The sequence below is a fragment of the Halosegnis rubeus genome (assembly GCF_009184545.1).
Lineage (GTDB): Archaea > Halobacteriota > Halobacteria > Halobacteriales > Haloarculaceae > Halosegnis > Halosegnis rubeus.
This window is the reverse complement of record NZ_QJOW01000004.1, coordinates 96711-112490: the sequence shown is the minus strand read 5'-3', so window position 1 is coordinate 112490 and position 15780 is coordinate 96711. Positions and strand designations below refer to the sequence as shown.

15 protein-coding genes, 3 pseudogenes and 1 CRISPR repeat array are annotated in these 15780 nt (G+C 58.4%); of the genes and pseudogenes, 6 read left to right on the top strand and 12 right to left on the bottom strand.

Annotated elements, in window-relative coordinates; all coding sequences use genetic code 11:
• Positions 1 to 68: 68 nt before the first annotated feature.
• Both DMP03_RS10275 and DMP03_RS10270 read right to left on the bottom strand, forming a co-directional pair.
• On the bottom strand, positions 69 to 458 hold the full coding sequence (locus DMP03_RS10275) for a DUF2237 family protein (RefSeq protein ID WP_152120584.1): 390 nt from the start codon (positions 456 to 458) through the stop codon (positions 69 to 71).
• A gap of 563 nt (positions 459 to 1021) precedes the next feature.
• Positions 1022 to 2014, bottom strand: coding sequence for a transcription initiation factor IIB (locus DMP03_RS10270; RefSeq protein ID WP_152120583.1), 993 nt, complete (start codon positions 2012 to 2014; stop codon positions 1022 to 1024).
• A 328-nt stretch (positions 2015 to 2342) separates the two neighbouring features.
• Here DMP03_RS10270 and sufB point away from each other — a divergent pair, with 328 nt between their 5' ends.
• Both sufB and DMP03_RS10260 read left to right on the top strand, forming a co-directional pair.
• Complete coding sequence (gene sufB, locus DMP03_RS10265; protein WP_152120582.1) at positions 2343 to 3773, top strand: Fe-S cluster assembly protein SufB; 1431 nt, start codon at positions 2343 to 2345, stop codon at positions 3771 to 3773.
• A 456-nt stretch (positions 3774 to 4229) separates the two neighbouring features.
• Positions 4230 to 5297 (top strand): CNNM domain-containing protein, encoded by a 1068-nt coding sequence (locus DMP03_RS10260; RefSeq protein WP_152120581.1) that lies wholly within the window; start codon positions 4230 to 4232, stop codon positions 5295 to 5297.
• 18 nt (positions 5298 to 5315) lie between these two features.
• Here the strand turns inward: DMP03_RS10260 and DMP03_RS10255 are convergent, their stop codons facing one another.
• From DMP03_RS10255 to DMP03_RS10240, 5 genes and pseudogenes are all read right to left on the bottom strand, one after another.
• The gene (locus tag DMP03_RS10255) at positions 5316 to 5474 is read right to left on the bottom strand and encodes a universal stress protein (protein ID WP_235908644.1); all 159 of its coding nucleotides are present in this window, start codon (positions 5472 to 5474) and stop codon (positions 5316 to 5318) included.
• Positions 5452 to 5733, bottom strand: a complete 282-nt coding sequence (locus DMP03_RS14335) for a hypothetical protein (protein ID WP_172967120.1) — start codon at positions 5731 to 5733, stop codon at positions 5452 to 5454. Before DMP03_RS14335 ends, DMP03_RS10255 begins: the two co-directional genes overlap by 23 nt.
• A 322-nt stretch (positions 5734 to 6055) precedes the next feature.
• On the bottom strand, positions 6056 to 6292 hold the full coding sequence (locus tag DMP03_RS10250; RefSeq protein ID WP_225871866.1) for a metallophosphoesterase family protein: 237 nt from the start codon (positions 6290 to 6292) through the stop codon (positions 6056 to 6058).
• Positions 6293 to 6401: 109 nt separating this feature from the next.
• Positions 6402 to 6872: pseudogene (locus DMP03_RS10245) on the bottom strand (IS5/IS1182 family transposase); the annotation flags it as partial.
• Between the two features lie 194 nt (positions 6873 to 7066).
• Positions 7067 to 7732 carry a potassium channel family protein gene (locus DMP03_RS10240; protein ID WP_152120579.1) on the bottom strand — a complete coding sequence of 222 codons (666 nt, stop codon included), beginning with the start codon at positions 7730 to 7732 and terminating at the stop codon, positions 7067 to 7069.
• A 292-nt stretch (positions 7733 to 8024) separates the two neighbouring features.
• On the opposite strand from DMP03_RS10240, the gene DMP03_RS10235 reads away from it, so the two are divergent.
• The gene (locus tag DMP03_RS10235; protein WP_152120578.1) at positions 8025 to 9509 is read left to right on the top strand and encodes an APC family permease; all 1485 of its coding nucleotides are present in this window, start codon (positions 8025 to 8027) and stop codon (positions 9507 to 9509) included.
• 1 nt (position 9510) lies between these two features.
• Complete coding sequence (locus DMP03_RS10230) at positions 9511 to 10158, top strand: potassium channel family protein (protein WP_152120577.1); 648 nt, start codon at positions 9511 to 9513, stop codon at positions 10156 to 10158.
• Positions 10159 to 10214: 56 nt separating this feature from the next.
• On the opposite strand, the gene DMP03_RS10225 is transcribed toward DMP03_RS10230, so the two are convergent.
• The 5 genes and pseudogenes from DMP03_RS10225 to DMP03_RS10205 form a co-directional block, all read right to left on the bottom strand.
• Positions 10215 to 11474: an inorganic phosphate transporter gene (locus DMP03_RS10225; protein ID WP_152120576.1), complete on the bottom strand. Its 1260-nt coding sequence runs from the start codon at positions 11472 to 11474 to the stop codon at positions 10215 to 10217.
• A 128-nt stretch (positions 11475 to 11602) separates the two neighbouring features.
• Positions 11603 to 12187: pseudogene (locus DMP03_RS10220) on the bottom strand (zinc ribbon domain-containing protein); the annotation flags it as partial.
• 124 nt (positions 12188 to 12311) lie between these two features.
• Positions 12312 to 12626: a DUF1330 domain-containing protein gene (locus tag DMP03_RS10215; protein WP_152120574.1), complete on the bottom strand. Its 315-nt coding sequence runs from the start codon at positions 12624 to 12626 to the stop codon at positions 12312 to 12314.
• A gap of 638 nt (positions 12627 to 13264) precedes the next feature.
• A CRISPR array of direct repeats spans positions 13265 to 13749; the repeat unit is 30 nt; unit sequence GCTTCAATCCCACAAGGGTTCGTCTGTAAC.
• A gap of 247 nt (positions 13750 to 13996) precedes the next feature.
• Entirely contained in the window at positions 13997 to 14290 is a 294-nt protein-coding gene (locus DMP03_RS10210; RefSeq protein ID WP_152120573.1) for a type II toxin-antitoxin system RelE/ParE family toxin, read from the bottom strand.
• Positions 14283 to 14477, bottom strand: coding sequence for a hypothetical protein (locus DMP03_RS10205; RefSeq protein ID WP_152120572.1), 195 nt, complete (start codon positions 14475 to 14477; stop codon positions 14283 to 14285). The genes DMP03_RS10210 and DMP03_RS10205 overlap by 8 nt, the downstream gene beginning before the upstream one ends.
• A gap of 432 nt (positions 14478 to 14909) precedes the next feature.
• Here DMP03_RS10205 and DMP03_RS14330 point away from each other — a divergent pair, with 432 nt between their 5' ends.
• Positions 14910 to 15131, top strand: a complete 222-nt coding sequence (locus DMP03_RS14330) for a hypothetical protein (RefSeq protein ID WP_172967126.1) — start codon at positions 14910 to 14912, stop codon at positions 15129 to 15131.
• Positions 15131 to 15636 (top strand): annotated as a pseudogene (locus DMP03_RS10195) (cell division control protein Cdc6); the annotation flags it as partial. The gene DMP03_RS14330 and the pseudogene DMP03_RS10195, both read left to right, overlap by 1 nt.
• Positions 15637 to 15780 lie beyond the last annotated feature (144 nt).

Genomic DNA, 15780 nt, shown 5'->3' with positions numbered 1-15780 from the left:
GTGGGGAGAAAAACCGAAGCAGTCGAAGTTGTCGTGTATAATCGCACAATCTCATGTCCGTTGGACCCTCACGCGTCGTAGGAGTGGCTTTCGAGCGTCTCCAGGTCCACGGAATCCAACACTGCCTCATTGGTTGCTTCGAGAACTACGGGTGGGACGGTCGTCTCCGGGAGACGTTTGGCTTGCGTGGTTTCAAGCGCCTCGATCCACCGTCCAAGACAGAGACACCAGCGATCACCGGCGTTGAGCCCAGGAAACTCCAACTCCGGGCGCGGCGTCACAAGGTCGTTGCCCTGTTCTTTACTGAACGATAGGAATTCGTCGGTCATGACCGCACAAAGCTCGTGTCTCCCTCGATCGTTGGGATGGGTCCCACAGCAGCCATCGCGGGCGAAGCCTGTCTTCGGATCAGTGCTACAGGTGGCAAGTTCTTCGCCTAGGACATTTCGTGCGGGCATAGTGATAGAGGGTGACCCATGGTCAAAAGCCTCTCCGTCTGCACGCATTCCCGTTCAGGTCTTGATAAGACTCGTATGTTAGATACAACGCGCTTCTGTCGTACACGCTGTGCTCAGTAGTTGCGACCGAACTTCTCGATGCATGGGCAACAGACCTTGTGTGAACTACCCTGACCTCCCGCGCTCGGGGCTACCCCTCGCTTGTTGAGGACAGGGCTTCCTGTTTCTGCGTCGGAGCTTGTATCCGACGTGGACACAGCGGCTCTAGACTCCGCAGGCGGCTTCCCTTTATGAGTAGTTCGGAGTGTCCCACTCCTACCAGATGGACACTCAGCCACAACCGAGGGTGCGCGCTTCTTCTCGCGCTGGAACACCGCCGGAAGCGTGGTGAGCATCGTACTACCAGCATCGACCGCAGAGGTAGTAAGGCCATGCCGTGCAGTGAAACTAAAACGATGACGGCGCTGTATCCCCGCCCTACTCGCTCACTTCGTTCGCTCCTTGAGGACGGGGGCTTAGCGCCTATAATCAGCAAAAGAGAACTGCTTTCGGGTTAGATCTGGTCACCCGTTCGACACTTTGTCTGCCGCTTCGAGAATTTCCGTGTACCGGTTCCGAATCGTGACCTTACTCACGTTAGCGATTTCGGCCAGATCGTTTTGAATGACGTCCTGATCTGTCAGCTTGGCAGCTGCATACAGCGCTGATGCAGCAATCCCGACGGGGTTTCGCCCACTGTGAACGCCCGCCTCGACCGCGGCTTGAGTCAGTTCGCGACTTCGGCGCTCCGTTTCGTCGGGACATCCCAGCTCGGAAGCGAACCGAGCAATGTATGCTTCAGGATCTGTCGGGACCATTTCGAGTTCCAGTTCATCTGCCAGATAGCGATAGGTGCGCTCGATCTCGATTTTATCCACCCGACTCACGGCAGCAACTTCATCGAGTGTCCGGGGTGCATTCTCCAGGCGTGACCCGGCGTAGAGGGCTGCTGTCGCCATTCCCTCGATCGACCGGCCCCGGAGCATGTCCTTTTCCAGTGCCTGCCGATACAACACACCCGTCGTTTCCCTGATAGGATCGGGACATCCAAGCGCGGAGGCCATCCGATTAATCTCTCCCAGCGCATGCTTTAGATTCCGTTCTCCAGCGTTTTTCGTCCGGAACCGCTCGTCCCATTTCCGGAGACGTCGCATTTTCTTTCGCTGACGAGACGAAAGCGACCGTCCATACGCGTCTTCGTCTCGCCAGTCGATAACCGTCGATAAGCCACGATCGTGTAATTGCTGGGTTTGAGGAGCTCCAACCCGTGACCTGTCATTCTTTTCGCGCGAATCGAACGCACGCCATTCAGGTCCGCGGTCAATCTGATCTGATTCAACTACGCAACCACAGTCTTCACAGTGGGTTTCGGCCTGTGCCTCGTCGTGGACGATACGTCCACTGCACTCCGGACACGTTTTGCCCGACAGGTCATTCTGTTCTTTCTCGTCCGTCTCGCCGTGTTCTTCTGGAGAGCTTTCTTGACGAACCCTTGGCGGAGTAAATGAATCAGTCATGTTCGGTTCCCCTGATAATAGAGCGGGGGGGTCGCTGCCGGCGGGGCAAGCGGATATCCCACACCCGGCAACTCACAAAAGTAGTATACGAGCCGGGTAAACCGGCTCTGAGTAGAGGTTGGCTGTCAGATTGCTCACTGGACTGACGAGCAGTGGATAATGATACCATATACCGCGTTTGAGCCTGTGTGATAGTAAGTTTTTATATCGCAAAAATATATTACTTATCTCGATCTTTAGAGTAAAGTTCCAAGAGGTTATTTGCTTAGACTGCAATCAAAGATAGTTATAGATCAAAGTTATGTATCCAGAGTCTCAAGCTAACTTCATGAGTTCAGAACAAGACCATCTTCAGGACACCGATACCGAAGCTCGCTTCGAATTCAAGAAGCAAGAGAAGTCGGCCTTCGAGGCTGAGAAAGGGCTCACCGAGGAGACTATCCGCCTGATCTCGGACGACAAAGACGAGCCCGAGTGGATGCTTCAGCGCCGGCTGCGAGCCTTGAAGCAGTTCCAGCAGATGCCGATGCCAACCGACTGGCCCGGTCAGCCTGACCTGAGCGAGGTCGACATCGACGAGATCGTCCCGTACATTCGCCCGGACATCGAGACGCGCGGCGGCGCCGAGAACTGGGAAGACCTCCCCGAGGAGATTCAGGATACCTTCGACAAGCTCGGCATCCCGGAAGCCGAGAAAAACGCTCTCTCGGGCGTCGGCGCCCAGTACGAGTCCGAAATTGTCTACCAGAACATGCAGGAGCGCTGGGAGGACAAGGGCGTCATCTTCTGTGACATGGACAAGGCCGTCCAAGAACATGAAGACATCGTCAAGGAGTACTTCATGACGAAGGCCGTCCCGCCCAGCGACAACAAGTTCGCCGCGCTCCACGGCGCGATCTGGTCGGGCGGCTCGTTCGTCTACGTCCCCGAGGACACGAACGTCGACATGCCCGTCCAGGCGTACTTCCGGATGAACTCCGAGGGGATGGGCCAGTTCGAACACACGCTCATCGTCGCCGAGGAGAACTCCGAAGTGCACTACATCGAGGGCTGTTCCGCGCCGAAGTACTCGGCGTTCAATCTCCACAGCGGCGGCGTCGAGGTGTTCGTCAAGGAGAACGCGCACGTTCAGTACTCGACGGTCCAGAACTGGTCGAAGAACACCTACAACCTGAACACCAAACGCGCCATCGCGGAGAAAGACGCCACCATGGAGTGGGTGTCCGGATCGATGGGGTCGAAGGCGACGATGCTGTACCCGTCGACGATTCTCAAGGGACCGGGCGCGACGGACAACCACATCACCATCGCCATGGCTGGCGAAGGACAGAACATCGACACCGGCGCGAAGGTGTACCACAACGCGCCTGACACGAAGTCGACTATCGAGTCCAAGTCCATCTCGAAGGACGGCGGCCGGACGAACTACCGCGGGCTCGTCCACATCGCAGACGGCGCCGAGAACTCCTCCACGTCGGTGGAGTGTGACGCGCTGATGTTCGACAACGAGAGTACGTCGGACACGATGCCCTACATGGAGATTCAGGAGAGCAAGGTCGACGTCGCCCACGAAGCGACGGTCGGGAAGATCGGCGACGAGGATGTCTTCTACCTCCAGTCGCGCGGACTGGACGACGACGACGCAAAGCAGATGATTGTCGCTGGCTTCATCGAGCCGCTCACGGAGGAACTGCCCATCGAGTACGCGGTCGAAATGAACCGGCTCATCGAACTCGAGATGGAGGGATCGCTCGGGTAGTGACTAGGTCGGCTGATCGCTACACAACGCACGAGAGGATATCTCAATGGCGCGAATTCGAATCGCTGCGAGACTCACTCCGTTCGTCTCGCATACTCTCGTTCGCTTCGAGCACGAGAACGCGGTTACGGCCAACGCTCCGGTCGGTTTCGCGGTTCGGTGCTCGGGGGCTCCGCAGCCTCCGCCCCCTGCGCTCCGCTTCCACCGTCTGAGGCCGACGGCAGCGCGTCGCGCTTGGCCCGCGAACCCGCCCGTGCTCAGACCAATGGCACGACAAAACGACGACGGGCTGTAACCCCTCAGCCCCCGCGACGCAGTAGAACTGTATAATTTCGACGAGGACGAAGACGACCTCGTTGGGGAGTTTGCCGACAAGTAGACCGGGTGACGAGGCTCAGCTCGTACCGGTGAGCGAGATGACGACATTCTTGATACCACGGGGAATAGCCCTACGAAATGAATGGTCTCGAACTAACGCTCCGCCTACTGAGCGGTGTTTTGCTTATTCTCGCGAACGGGTTTTTCGTCGCCATTGAGTTCGCGCTCACACGCGTGCGCCAGTACCCCAAGTCCGAGTTCGACGTCCCAGCGCTCGAACGTGCCTGGGAGATGACACAGGACCTGGAAATCTATCTCACGAGCTGTCAGGTGGGCATATCCGCGACGAGTATCGCCGTCGGAATCGTGGCGGAACCGGCACTCGCGTCTATTTTCGAACCGTTCTTCGAGAACACGTTGCTCGCCTCAATCGGCGCCGCCGGGATCATCTCGTTCGTCATCATTAACCTGCTGCATCTGACCCACGGCGAACAGACACCGACGTACCTTGGCGTCGAGAGAACCAAGTTCGTGGCTCGCTACGGCGCGACGCCGTTGTACTGGTTTGCGAAGCTGCTCTTTCCCGTCATCGTCCTCGGGGATTACGTCGCCAAATGGACGCTGCGGTTGTTCGGCGTGGAAATGACCGGTGCTTGGCTCGAGACCGAATCTGACCGGGTTGAATCACGGGCTGACCTTCGCCACCGGCTCGGGTCGTTGCTCGAACGAGGGGGTCTCACTGAGGAGCGCAAAACCGAGGTAATTAACGCCCTCAAAGCCGGTGAACAGCCCGTGAACGAGGTGATGACTGTGGTCGACGACGTTGTCTTCCTCAGTTCTACCGCCTCTGTCGATGAGAACCTCGACCGTATCGGGAGTAGCCCTCACACTCGGTTCCCACTGATCGGTGACGCGCCGAGCGACTTCCGAGGAATCGTCTACGTTCCTGCGGTTGTCGATCGTCTCGACGCTCTTCAGGACGGAGAGATTACGTTCGAGAACGTTGCCGCTGCACCGATGACGATCACTGGTGGGACCTCTATCAGCGACGCCGTCGACCAGTTTCAGGAGGAGAACCAGGAGCTCGCACTCGTCGTCGAAGCGGACGGCACCGAGGTGGTGGGCCTGATTACCGCGACGGACGCGTTAGAAGCAGTGATGGGGGAGATCGTAGACCCCCTCGATCTCGAACTGGAAACGCGGTAAGCGACTCCCCGAACAGCACTACAGCTCACTCATCGGGACACAGCAGACAGGGACTGTGACCTTCCGGAGGACTGCTTCCGTAACGCTCCCGAGGAGGTAGCGTTCGGTCCCGGTACGCCCATGAGTACCCATCACGACCAGGCCGATCCCGTGGTCATCGATATAGGAGCCGATCACGCGCCCAGGCGGTCCGCTTCCGAGATGGGAAGTAACGTGTCGACGCCGGCACCATTTCCACGGTCCCACGACCGTCGTCGGCGTCGACCCACGTCGTCGGCTCCGCGTTCAATCCGTTTGCCGCAAAATCCTCTGCGACGGCCTTCGCTTCCGCCATCGTCGAGAACAACGGGCCGACCGTCCGCCCCATCAGGCCCGGCGACCGCTGGACGGTTCGGTAGACAACAATTCCTCCGTCGGCATTGGCTTTCGACGCCATGTCCGCTTCTCCGACCGTCCGGGGGATGAGTGCCGTCTGGCGAGTTCCGACCACTTCCGAAACTTCAGAAACCGCAGGATGGGGAGCACCTAGAACACTTCCGGAACCGCTTCCGGAACACGCGGTCATGCTCCCGCCCCCATCGCTCGAGCTTGGGCGGGCGACAGTCAGACCGCTCCGTGATCTCGGCGCCGTTGTCGGGTGCACCGAAGCGGTTCGTGAGACGCCCCTCGTCAACGGCGGTGGGGTACGGCCGCACATGCCTGAACGTCCCCGGCTAGTCGCTTACCCGTGAACCCGAGCGCCGCGTCCCTGTCGTCACCTACCGCCCATCCTCAAGACGCTCCCAGGTCTCGTCGGGTAATCCGGCTGCACGGACACGCTCTCGAACGGCGTCGATGTCGTACTCGACCCGCCGAAGATCGGCTGACAGGTCGTCCATGTCGACGACCGCGTAGGCAGCTCCGGGGTCCCCGTCGCGGGGCTGTCCGACACTTCCAGAGTTGACGACGAGGCTCCCGTCGACGGATTCGGCACCCCGCACGTGCGTATGGCCCAGTGCGAGGAGGTCGGTAACGAATAAAAATCGTTGAATAGCGAGACAACGGTCTTAATCGCAAATTTCGGGCTGTATAATCATCAGGTAGAGGGCGTGAGACGTATTCTATGACACGCTGATCGAGGATTGCGTTCACTTTCGTATCGACCAGCAGCGTCACTTTGAGCTGCTGAATCGTCAGTTCTGCCCGCTTTGTGTAGTGTTTCGAAGCGTGACTGCGGTCGAACCCTGACGCATCAACTCCAACAACTCCGCTCGTCGGAAGTAGCGTCGCTGAGAGAGTCAATATAATACGCCACACAGCCATATCAAGCCGGTTGAACGCCTTACAGAGCGTTGATGGTGCGGGAAGTTCAGCTAATCCGAGGACGCGACGAATGTGTGGCATCTCGATCAGTTGGTCAAGTAGACCACGATAGGTCGTGTTCTTCCGCACTTTGAGACAGAGCAGAACAACGTGCTGCGGAAGTGTGTAGCGGTGTTTGGAGAACTCTGAAGAGTATCGAGAGACCGCTCGGCGTGCCAGATTGATCGCCTTCTCAGTAAACCGGAGAATTTGCGACTTCGGAAGGGGTTTCATCTCGTGGAATTATGCGGCGAACATGTAAATCTCTGTGAATTTCAACAGAGCCACCGTGTGGAAGCCCCGTCGTTTACGACGGGGAGGATGTCACCTGTCGTGTACCGACCGAACGCAGTAGCGGTGGTTGTTCCGGAGATGCAAATGAATGAAGAGCGATCATCTCCGGGCGAAACTACACGGACAGCTCGGAGTCACCCCCTGAACAGCCGGACCACCTCATCGCTGACGCTCGTCCTGACGGCAACCAAGTATCGGAATCCGGGTTCCAGCACCATCTCCGGGCCCGGAAGTTGATTGCTATCACGTCCGCCGACGACGACGGCCCCTCGTGGGAAGCTGACGTCGCGGAGTTCACGCTCGGCAACCGGAGCGTCTGCCGTCACGGTGAGTTCAAGCAGCGTGAGGTCTCCCGTGAGCTGTTCTATCGTCTGGACGCCGCTGCCGGCGACGTGCATGATTTCGTTGGTCGCTGCGTGCGCGGCCAACTCCTCCGGATAGACCACGCGGTCCACGAGTCCGGTATACTCGTCTCTATCGCCGTGATCGATCCGCGCGACGGTCCCGATATCGGGTTCGAGATCCGCCGCCATCGTACAGATTCCGATGTTCGTCATCGCGCCGTACCCGGTTAGTGCTGCGATGACGTCACTCCGCTCAAGACCGGTCTGCCGCAAGATCGACTGGCGGCCACCGTCCCCTTGGATGACGGTCGCGTCGTATTGGTCACTCAGGAACTCCACCCGGTCGCGGTCCTTTTCGACGATGACGACGTCGTGGCCGCGCTCGGACAGGTGTCGCGCAGCGTGATAGCCGACGTGTTGACCTCCGACGATCACGACTCGTAGGTCAGCGCTCACTTGTCTGGGTTTCGTACACAACTAGTTGTAAGTTACGCTCGTTCGGACCGGCTCGGTGGCAATTCCCGAGGTGACCGCCACGCTCTGGTGCAGCGGTGATCCGCTCCGCGATCTGACCCGTTACCAGAGTCGTCTCTTTGCTGGTTCCACACTACTGGGGCACGAATACTGTTCGATGCTCAGAAACAGTATCAATCGATCCACCAGAACCAGATTAATATAGAAACAGTTGTGATACTTGACAAAGCCACGGCATGACCGTTCTTATCCAAACATATCAGACAGAGAAGACATGAGCGGCCACGATCAGCGGGAGCCGGAAGCCGAGTTGGGGCTGCTGGATGCGACGATGATCGGGATGGGCGCGATGATCGGCGCAGGGATCTTCGTATTGACGGGCCTTGCGGCCGATATCTCCGGACCGGCCGCGCTGCTCGTCTTCATGCTGAACGGGGTCGTGACCGCGTTCACCGGGCTCTCATACGCGGAACTGGCGTCCGCGATCCCGAAAAGCGGTGGTGGCTACGCGTTCGTACGGGAGATCTTCGACGACTTCGGCTCGTTCATCATGGGCTGGATGCTCTGGTTCGCGTATATGATCGCCGGCGCGCTGTACGCGCTCGGGTTCGCACCGAACTTCCTCGAACTGCTCCACGTGTATGGTGTAGTAGCACCACCGGACCAGGTCGGCGCGGTGATCCTTCCGCTGCTCGGAGTCGGTGTGCCGGCGAAGTTCGTCCTCGCGTTCGTTGCAGTCGCCGGGCTCGTGGCGTTGAACGCGGCGTCGACCGCCGCGAGCGGAAGCGCCGAAACGGTGTTCACGATTATCAAGGTCTCGATCCTCGTAGCGTTCGTCGCGTTCGGGTTCCTCTCGGCCGGCGGCGGCGGCGAAACCAGTTTCACGTTCCAAAACTTCGACCCGCTATTTCCCGAGGGATCCGGAGCGTTCAGCATCCTCCCCGCGATGGGCCTGACGTTCATCGCGTTCGAGGGATACGACCTCATCACGACTGTCACCGAAGAGGTCGAAAACCCCCGCGAGAACATTCCCAAAGCGATCTTCGCCAGCTTAGCCGCGACCGTCGTCGTGTATCTGTTGGTCGTGACGGTTGCGATCGGCACGCTGGGTGCCGAGGAACTGGCCGCTGCCGGCGAGGCCGGTATCGCGGCGGCGGCGACCTCGTTCATGCCGACGGGGCTACCCGTCATCCAGAACGGTGGCGCGCTCATCGTCTTCGGGGCCGTCTTCTCAACGATCACCGCGTTGAACGCGGTGGTGATCGCCTCCTCGCGGGTCGCCTTCTCGATGGGCCGAGAGGGGCAGTTGCTCCAGTCGATCGGTCAGATCCACCACCGGTTCGGGACGCCGTTCGTCGCAGTGCTGCTGAGCGCGGTCGTCATGCTCGGGTCGGTCGTCCTTCCGACCCAGAGCGCTGGCAACATGTCGAGCCTGTTCTTCCTGCTGTCGTTCATCATCGTCAACGTTGCAGTGATCAGACTCCGCCGGGAGCGACCGAACATGAACCGTCCCTACAAGATTCCCTACTACCCGATCCCACCGATATTAGCGATCGCCCTGAACGGAATACTCGCTGTCGTGCTGATCGGGTTCCTCATCCAGACGGATATGCTCGCGCTGCTGCTCAGTGCCGGGTGGTTAGCTGCTGGCGTGGTGATGTACGTGTTGCTCAACAAGTACAGGGCACGAGCCACTACCGGGGAAGGGACCGAGTCGACTACCGATCAGCCTGCCGCGGGCGGAGCGGAAGAGGACTAACATGACACGAGACATCATCATCGCCGGTGGCGGTCGTATCGGCTTTCAGGCGGCCGAACTGCTCGCTGCCCGAGACGAAAACGTGACGATCATCGAAGAGGACAAGGACCGGATTACGGAGATCGCCGATGCGTGGATCGCAACCGTGATCCAAGCTGACGCGTCCGATCCGGATATTCTCGAACAAGCCGGTATCAAGTATGTAGATACCATTGCCGCGCTGACGGAATTGACGGGATTGAACCTCGCGGTCTGTCTGCTCGCCACGCAGCTCGCGGATGGCATCCGAACGGTCGCTCGTGTCGATCGGGAGACTGACGGGGCATACGATCGGTTCGTGGATGCCGTCGTCTACCCCGAAGAAGCAGGCGCACGGGTCGTAGCAAACCAGACCACAGGGAGGGAAGTTCAGACCTTGGCAGCTGTCACCGGAAACATCGAGATCCTTGAGATCCGCGTTCCTAAGGGTGCACCAGCGGCCGGGAGGACGCTCGCCGAGGTGTCCTTCCCGGCGGGAACGTTGGTTATTTCGGGTGAGGACGGCAGCCAGATTTTGAAGCCGGAGACGACGTTGACACCGGGAAGCCAATACGTGGTGGCTGTCGAACCGGACGTCGTTGACGAGGTGCTCCAATTGATGCACGGGTGACATCCTCCGCCGTGAACGGCGGGGCTTCCCGTTCCGTAGGTGGAGAAGGTGTTCTCTTAGCCGAGGAGTGAAAACAAAGCATAAGACCCCACGAGCGACAGTATCGGCGTAATCACCCAGAGTGTCACGACGCGAGCTGCCGCTGCGCGGTGAAACAGCCCTTCGGCGGACAATTCTTTTGGATCTCTCTCGCCGGCACTAGACACACCATCCCTGGATGCGTGCTGCCTGTCCGGGTGTGGAGTCTCGCCTTCAGCGAGTTCGCCCACAGTCGGGCCCGCAGCGACCTCCTTTTTTCCTTCAACTGGGTGAACTTTGAGTGCACCAGTCGTAAACTGTGGAGCGGATGCATCAGCCGGGGACCGTGTGACTATTTCTGCGAGCGTCCGCGCTCGGCTTGCACGGCCCCACCCGAGCCCAATGATACAACTGGTTGTACTCACGGCGAGACTGGCCGGAATTCCGAGCCACGAGAGGATGGTGATAATCGTCGCCCCCACGGTCGAAATAATAAGCGCTGCCAGAATCGGCATCTTAGTAATATCGTTGCCAACGGTCGCCAGCGTCCGTCGGGCAATCGTAAAGCCGCCCACGCTGATGGCCCCGACTGCGAGGAGAATCGCCGGGTTGGGATCGAGGGAACCGTTACCGACAAGCGGGGCGACTGCGTTCGCCGCGTTCGAGGCTCCGGCACTGAACGCCATATAGCAGGCAATTACCACCACAAGTGCTGACCCAATCAGATCCCGAGGCGAGACGGTATCGTTGACCGATAGCCATGGGAGCCTCTCCTGAGTATCGATTGCGATCAACGGGTTCGTAAGGCGACCAAATTCGAATTTGGCGTCGAGGTGCGGATACAGATATCTGCCGATCAACGCACCTGTGAAGACGGCGACCAGTGGGGCAACGATCCATGCCGACAGGATGGTAAGCATCAGGGAAGTGTTGAGCGTCCCCGTTGCCAATCCGAGTCCGACGATTGCTGCGACGGCTGTCATCGAGGTTGACGCCGGGACACCGTAGAGGTTCGAGATCAGGAGTGCGAGCCCGGTAAAAAAGAGAACGCCAACGCTCGCTGCGGGCGTAAAGGCTGCTGCATCGACGATTCCGGTACTCATCGTCGTGATGACCTTCCGCCCAATCGTCCACGCTCCGAGGAATGCGAACACGGTAAACAGGGCTCCGGCGGTGACTTTTCTGACGGCCCGGCTGCCGACTGCCGGACCGAAGGCAACACCGGTTGATGACCCACCGACATTGTACCCGACGAATACCGCCACCAGCAAACCCACGAGAATTAGCAATTCTGTCACGTGCGTGTGATTAGTTCGCACGCGAAAAATAGTGCCGTTTCGCTGCGAAACTGTTGGCTACGACTGGTGACATCCTCCTCGCCGTAAACGGCGAGGCTTCCCGTCCCGCAGGTGGGATATTTGCCTGTCTACGACACGGCCTGTTCTCTCGTGGTGAACGTCCCACTCTCGCAGTCGAACAGGTGTGTCGATGGCTGTGCCACACAGCCGGTACTCCTATCTGCGCCGTGCGGACTCGGAGTTATCTTTTGCCGCATATTCTCCGCCCCATTACAATCCGCGTTGGCTACCAACTCGCACGACAAGCAGACGTACAGCCCACGTTCGACACGGTTCGACCTCGTGTCGTCACCACACCGTGAGCAGGTCTCTGATGTATTCCACTCGTTCTCCTTCAGCACCTCGACACCGCGCGTCTCGCCGTTGTATTCGAGGTACTGGGAGATGCGGTCGAACGCCCACGTATGGCGTTTCTTGTTGCCAGTCTTGCCCCAATCGGACTCACGCACATCTTCGGGCCAGCTCACTGCGAGCGTCCCAACACCGCGTTCGACACACTCTGTGATGATGGCATCTGTCAGCGTGTGATAGAAGTGCGTCTCGCGCTCTGAAGGTTTCCGACGTGCCCACATCGACGTCTCTGACGGACCGTTTTTCCCTTCGGTGTCGTACTCTGCTCGGGTGAAGTAGTGCTTGTCCTGCTTGAGCGAGTTCCTGAGTGAGCCGCTGCGACCGCTCCTGTTCGGGCAGTCGCAGTGCATCGTAAATTGTATCGTCAATTTCAATTGTTGTCATAGATATGAGTTCGTGACTTCCGTTAGTGAACGTTTGGCAGTATCAACCCGAGAACTTCGGGAGCATCGCGATGTCGCTCCACGCGCTGGCCTCGTGGCGCGCGCTCATCACCTCGACATACTCCTCGTCCTGCATGAACTCGTGAGCCGCCGTCTCGTTTGGGAACTCGATGAGGACGGTCCAGTTGCCGTCCCACTCGCCCTCGAGCGCTTCGGCCTCCTCGGTGGCGACTAGGACCTCGCCCCCGTTGGCGGTGATGCGCTCGAACGTCTTCGGTATGTATTCCTCTTGGTAGGTCTCCCAGTCCTCGACCTGTATCTGTGCAGCGATGTAGACGGTGTCGGTCTCTTCAGTCATCGTCCAACACTGCGGTCCAATAGAGAATAAAGGTCCGCAACCCTGTGGCCCAGCGACCCAGTCCGTCGTGACGGATCCGATCACCGCGCGGTCCTTCAGTCCGTGTGCGACACTGACCGGCTATCGGTGCCGGCTATGCCGTCGCTTTGGCGACGCTGGCCACAGCGGTGGCATTGATGATCGCCTGTCTCAGCCGGGTGGGGCCGAGTGATTGGACGTTGTTTGCCCGACTTGCGACCGACTTCGACGCCGATGCCGTGGCAATCGACGGGAGTGTCAGTGCCTTACTGAGCCAGAGCCAAACGGCATGGGTGTTGTTGATTTATGCCAGGGTTCTCAACCTTGGCTTCCTCCTCACCGCTGTGGCTGGTTCGTTTCTCGCAGGCACTGCTCCGTCTTGGAGCCATGTCATGATCGAGCGGGGGCTGAGAGAGGGAGAGGGGGGCAGAAGCGACGGAGGCTTGTGTCGTCGTTAGCCAGTTCCACGAGGCGCTGAGTGAAAATCAGCTACGGTCAATGGGTGGCATCGAGGGTGTCTGAACGCTGTTTGGCGATTTGGTGGATTACTCCCGGCCGTCGGTGGGACGCGCGGGAGCGATTTTGTCGGTACGTATCTGGTTGTCTGCCAAGTCGATCCTGTTTCAACCCCACAAGGGTTCGTCTGTAACAGCCGCGAGAGCCGCGACTGTCACAACGACAGCGCTTCAATCCCACAAGGGTTCGTCTGTAACAGTTCACAGCTACATGACGCTGACCGACGCAGCGCTTCAATCCCACAAGGGTTCGTCTGTAACTGGGCCACGGGTTAGGTGTGTAATATCCATTTCTGCTTCAATCCCACAAGGGTTCGTCTGTAACCCGCACCGCGACGCCGTTCGGATGTTCACCGGCGAGGGGGTGCTTCAATCCCACAAGGGTTCGTCTGTAACGCGACACGTCGCTCGGCGGCCGTCATCGGCTTACGGCTTCAATCCCACAAGGGTTCGTCTGTAACCCGGCCGGTCGTCAAGTGGGCACGCGAGCACGGGCTTCAATCCCACAAGGGTTCGCCTGTAACTCACCGCTCCCAGGCGGCCCCTCTTCGAGAATATCGGCTTCAATCCCACAAGGGTTCGTCTGTAACAATCGGCGAGAATCACCCAGAATGGTCGAACCGTTCCGCTTCAATCCCACAAGACTGGTCTTCCGATCAGGAATAGGCCTAAGATGCCGAATATAAGTAGTAGAGGGCTACTTTATCTTAAGATATGATTTCGAGGGCGAGCCTTGCACGACATAGGCCGTGGTTGTCTCCCCGACATTGTACTGGTCAATTTCACCGCAGATAGTGTCTGATCAATAGGATTTCAACAGAGTCGACTACCTGTTATCTAAAATCCGTACCGCTTGTGCGCCTGATCGATGGAGACAATCTCCAGCACGCGCACCTCGTTCTCGTCCTCCAAGACGGTGTAGATAGCCGTGTAGGTCCGAGAGACGTGCAGCCGGTACCGGTCGCGCCGGCCATCGATGGGGAGCTTTTCTTTGTCCCCACGACCACGGCCCGGGTACGGACTTTCCGCTAGGTACCCGAGTTTCTCCGTGCAGACCCGCTCGGTCTTCTCGTCGGCGACATCGAGGAATTCGCGGGGGTCGTCACCGAGCAGGACGTCGTACTCAGACATCCGAGAGCGGCGTCAACTCGTCGTTGTCCGCGTCCTCCAACTCCTGGAAGCGCTGCTCCAGATCCTGCCGCCGGCGCTGCTGAGCCAGCTCCTGGAGAAGCTCGTCGTAGGTCTGGCCAGGCTCCTTCAGCTCGTGGAGTTCCTTCCGGGTCTCTTCAGTCACTGGGAGACGTTTGTCAGCAGACATGGTCTGTGTGGACGTACAGGACTGACAGTCTTAACAGTTACTGATGGACTACTCGGCTATTGAATCATACCAGCAGAACGAAACAATCAGCCGAAACTCATCTTGACATCCGCCTCCGCCTGAAGGCGGAGGAATCCCACGGCATCACACCGCTGAATTGGGATATTAACGTTTGCAATCTACCTGTTCTCTCGGTGGGAACCGTCCGCTCTCGCGGTCGAACAAGAAGACTCCGGGCTGTCATCGCCAACGTCTACAATTCCAAATCCACCAAGCAGCCATCAGATAATTTGCTTCAGAACGTCAGAAAGTCCAGAACTGTTCGCCGCCGACCTCGAATGACGAAACACTATCCAGGGCCTGGAGACGCTGAACAGTCTCCTTCCGCTGCACTTCGTACACCTCCATCACTTCCGGAGTCGCCACAGACCCGTGTTCATCTACGAAGCCCTGCAGTTCCTGAGGCTCCTGCCCCTCTATCCCTTTGAACGTGAACTGTGTATTGAACTCCGAGTACCGGACACGGCTATTCTTCGGAAGCGGCTTCCCTTGGATCTACATAAGCGTGAACGGAAACTCACCACGCTCACCGGCCTCCAATTCCACATCATCCAGATTCTCCTCGAACCGCTCCCAATCCAGGCCTATTTCTGATTGATCTGTTCAGGAAAGCCGGTGAGATAGCGGACCGAGCCGGCGAAGACACGATCCGTGAAGAGCACGTTCGTGACGCCCAGAAAGAGGCCGAACGAGACCGGACATTAACGCAGATGCAAGGGCTCTCGACGCAAAAGAAGCTCTCGCTGTACGCTACTGCAATCATCCCTGTCCACTCCAAGCGAAACCTGAACGCTGTTCCTAGCACGGTTGCATACCGCGTATATCAGTACCTCTCTGACCTGCTCGATGCCGACGAAAAGTCTCGGGACTCCTACTTACGGTATATGAGTGAGGCAGAGACCTACAACTTCGTGACGTCGGAGAAACGGAAGCGCGGCTACGGAAGTGGTGTCCACAAGGAGTACACCTTCGTTGGCGATCCAGAAGTAGTCGCTGAGACGCTTCAAGCCGATATCGGCTCGAAAAAGTGGAACACGACGAGGATTTGATCCGGTCTGTCGTTAATGCGCAGATAGGGGATTTCTTCGAGGGTAACTAACTCGAAGAGTCCTTGACGCCGGTGATGAATTCATTTCGCACACGAGGTGTGGCATCGACGGAAGAGTAGTCAATTTTACCGAAGTACGAGGAGAAAGCCCCGTGGTTTAGCGCGGGGATGAATCCGACACCTCTCCCACAAACC

Excerpts from the sequence above, each read along its gene's own strand:
- sufB (WP_152120582.1), top strand. The coding sequence starts at position 2,343 with ATGAGTTCAGAACAAGACCATCTTCAGGACACCGATACCGAAGCTCGC.
- DMP03_RS10205 (WP_152120572.1), bottom strand. The coding sequence starts at position 14,477 with ATGTCTGCTGACAAACGTCTCCCAGTGACTGAAGAGACCCGGAAGGAA.
- DMP03_RS10210 (WP_152120573.1), bottom strand. The coding sequence starts at position 14,290 with ATGTCTGAGTACGACGTCCTGCTCGGTGACGACCCCCGCGAATTCCTC.
- DMP03_RS10230 (WP_152120577.1), top strand. The coding sequence starts at position 9,511 with ATGACACGAGACATCATCATCGCCGGTGGCGGTCGTATCGGCTTTCAG.
- DMP03_RS10260 (WP_152120581.1), top strand. The coding sequence starts at position 4,230 with ATGAATGGTCTCGAACTAACGCTCCGCCTACTGAGCGGTGTTTTGCTT.
- DMP03_RS10215 (WP_152120574.1), bottom strand. The coding sequence starts at position 12,626 with ATGACTGAAGAGACCGACACCGTCTACATCGCTGCACAGATACAGGTC.
- DMP03_RS14335 (WP_172967120.1), bottom strand. The coding sequence starts at position 5,733 with ATGGCGTCGAAAGCCAATGCCGACGGAGGAATTGTTGTCTACCGAACC.
- DMP03_RS10275 (WP_152120584.1), bottom strand. The coding sequence starts at position 458 with ATGCCCGCACGAAATGTCCTAGGCGAAGAACTTGCCACCTGTAGCACT.
- DMP03_RS10270 (WP_152120583.1), bottom strand. The coding sequence starts at position 2,014 with ATGACTGATTCATTTACTCCGCCAAGGGTTCGTCAAGAAAGCTCTCCA.
- DMP03_RS10235 (WP_152120578.1), top strand. The coding sequence starts at position 8,025 with ATGAGCGGCCACGATCAGCGGGAGCCGGAAGCCGAGTTGGGGCTGCTG.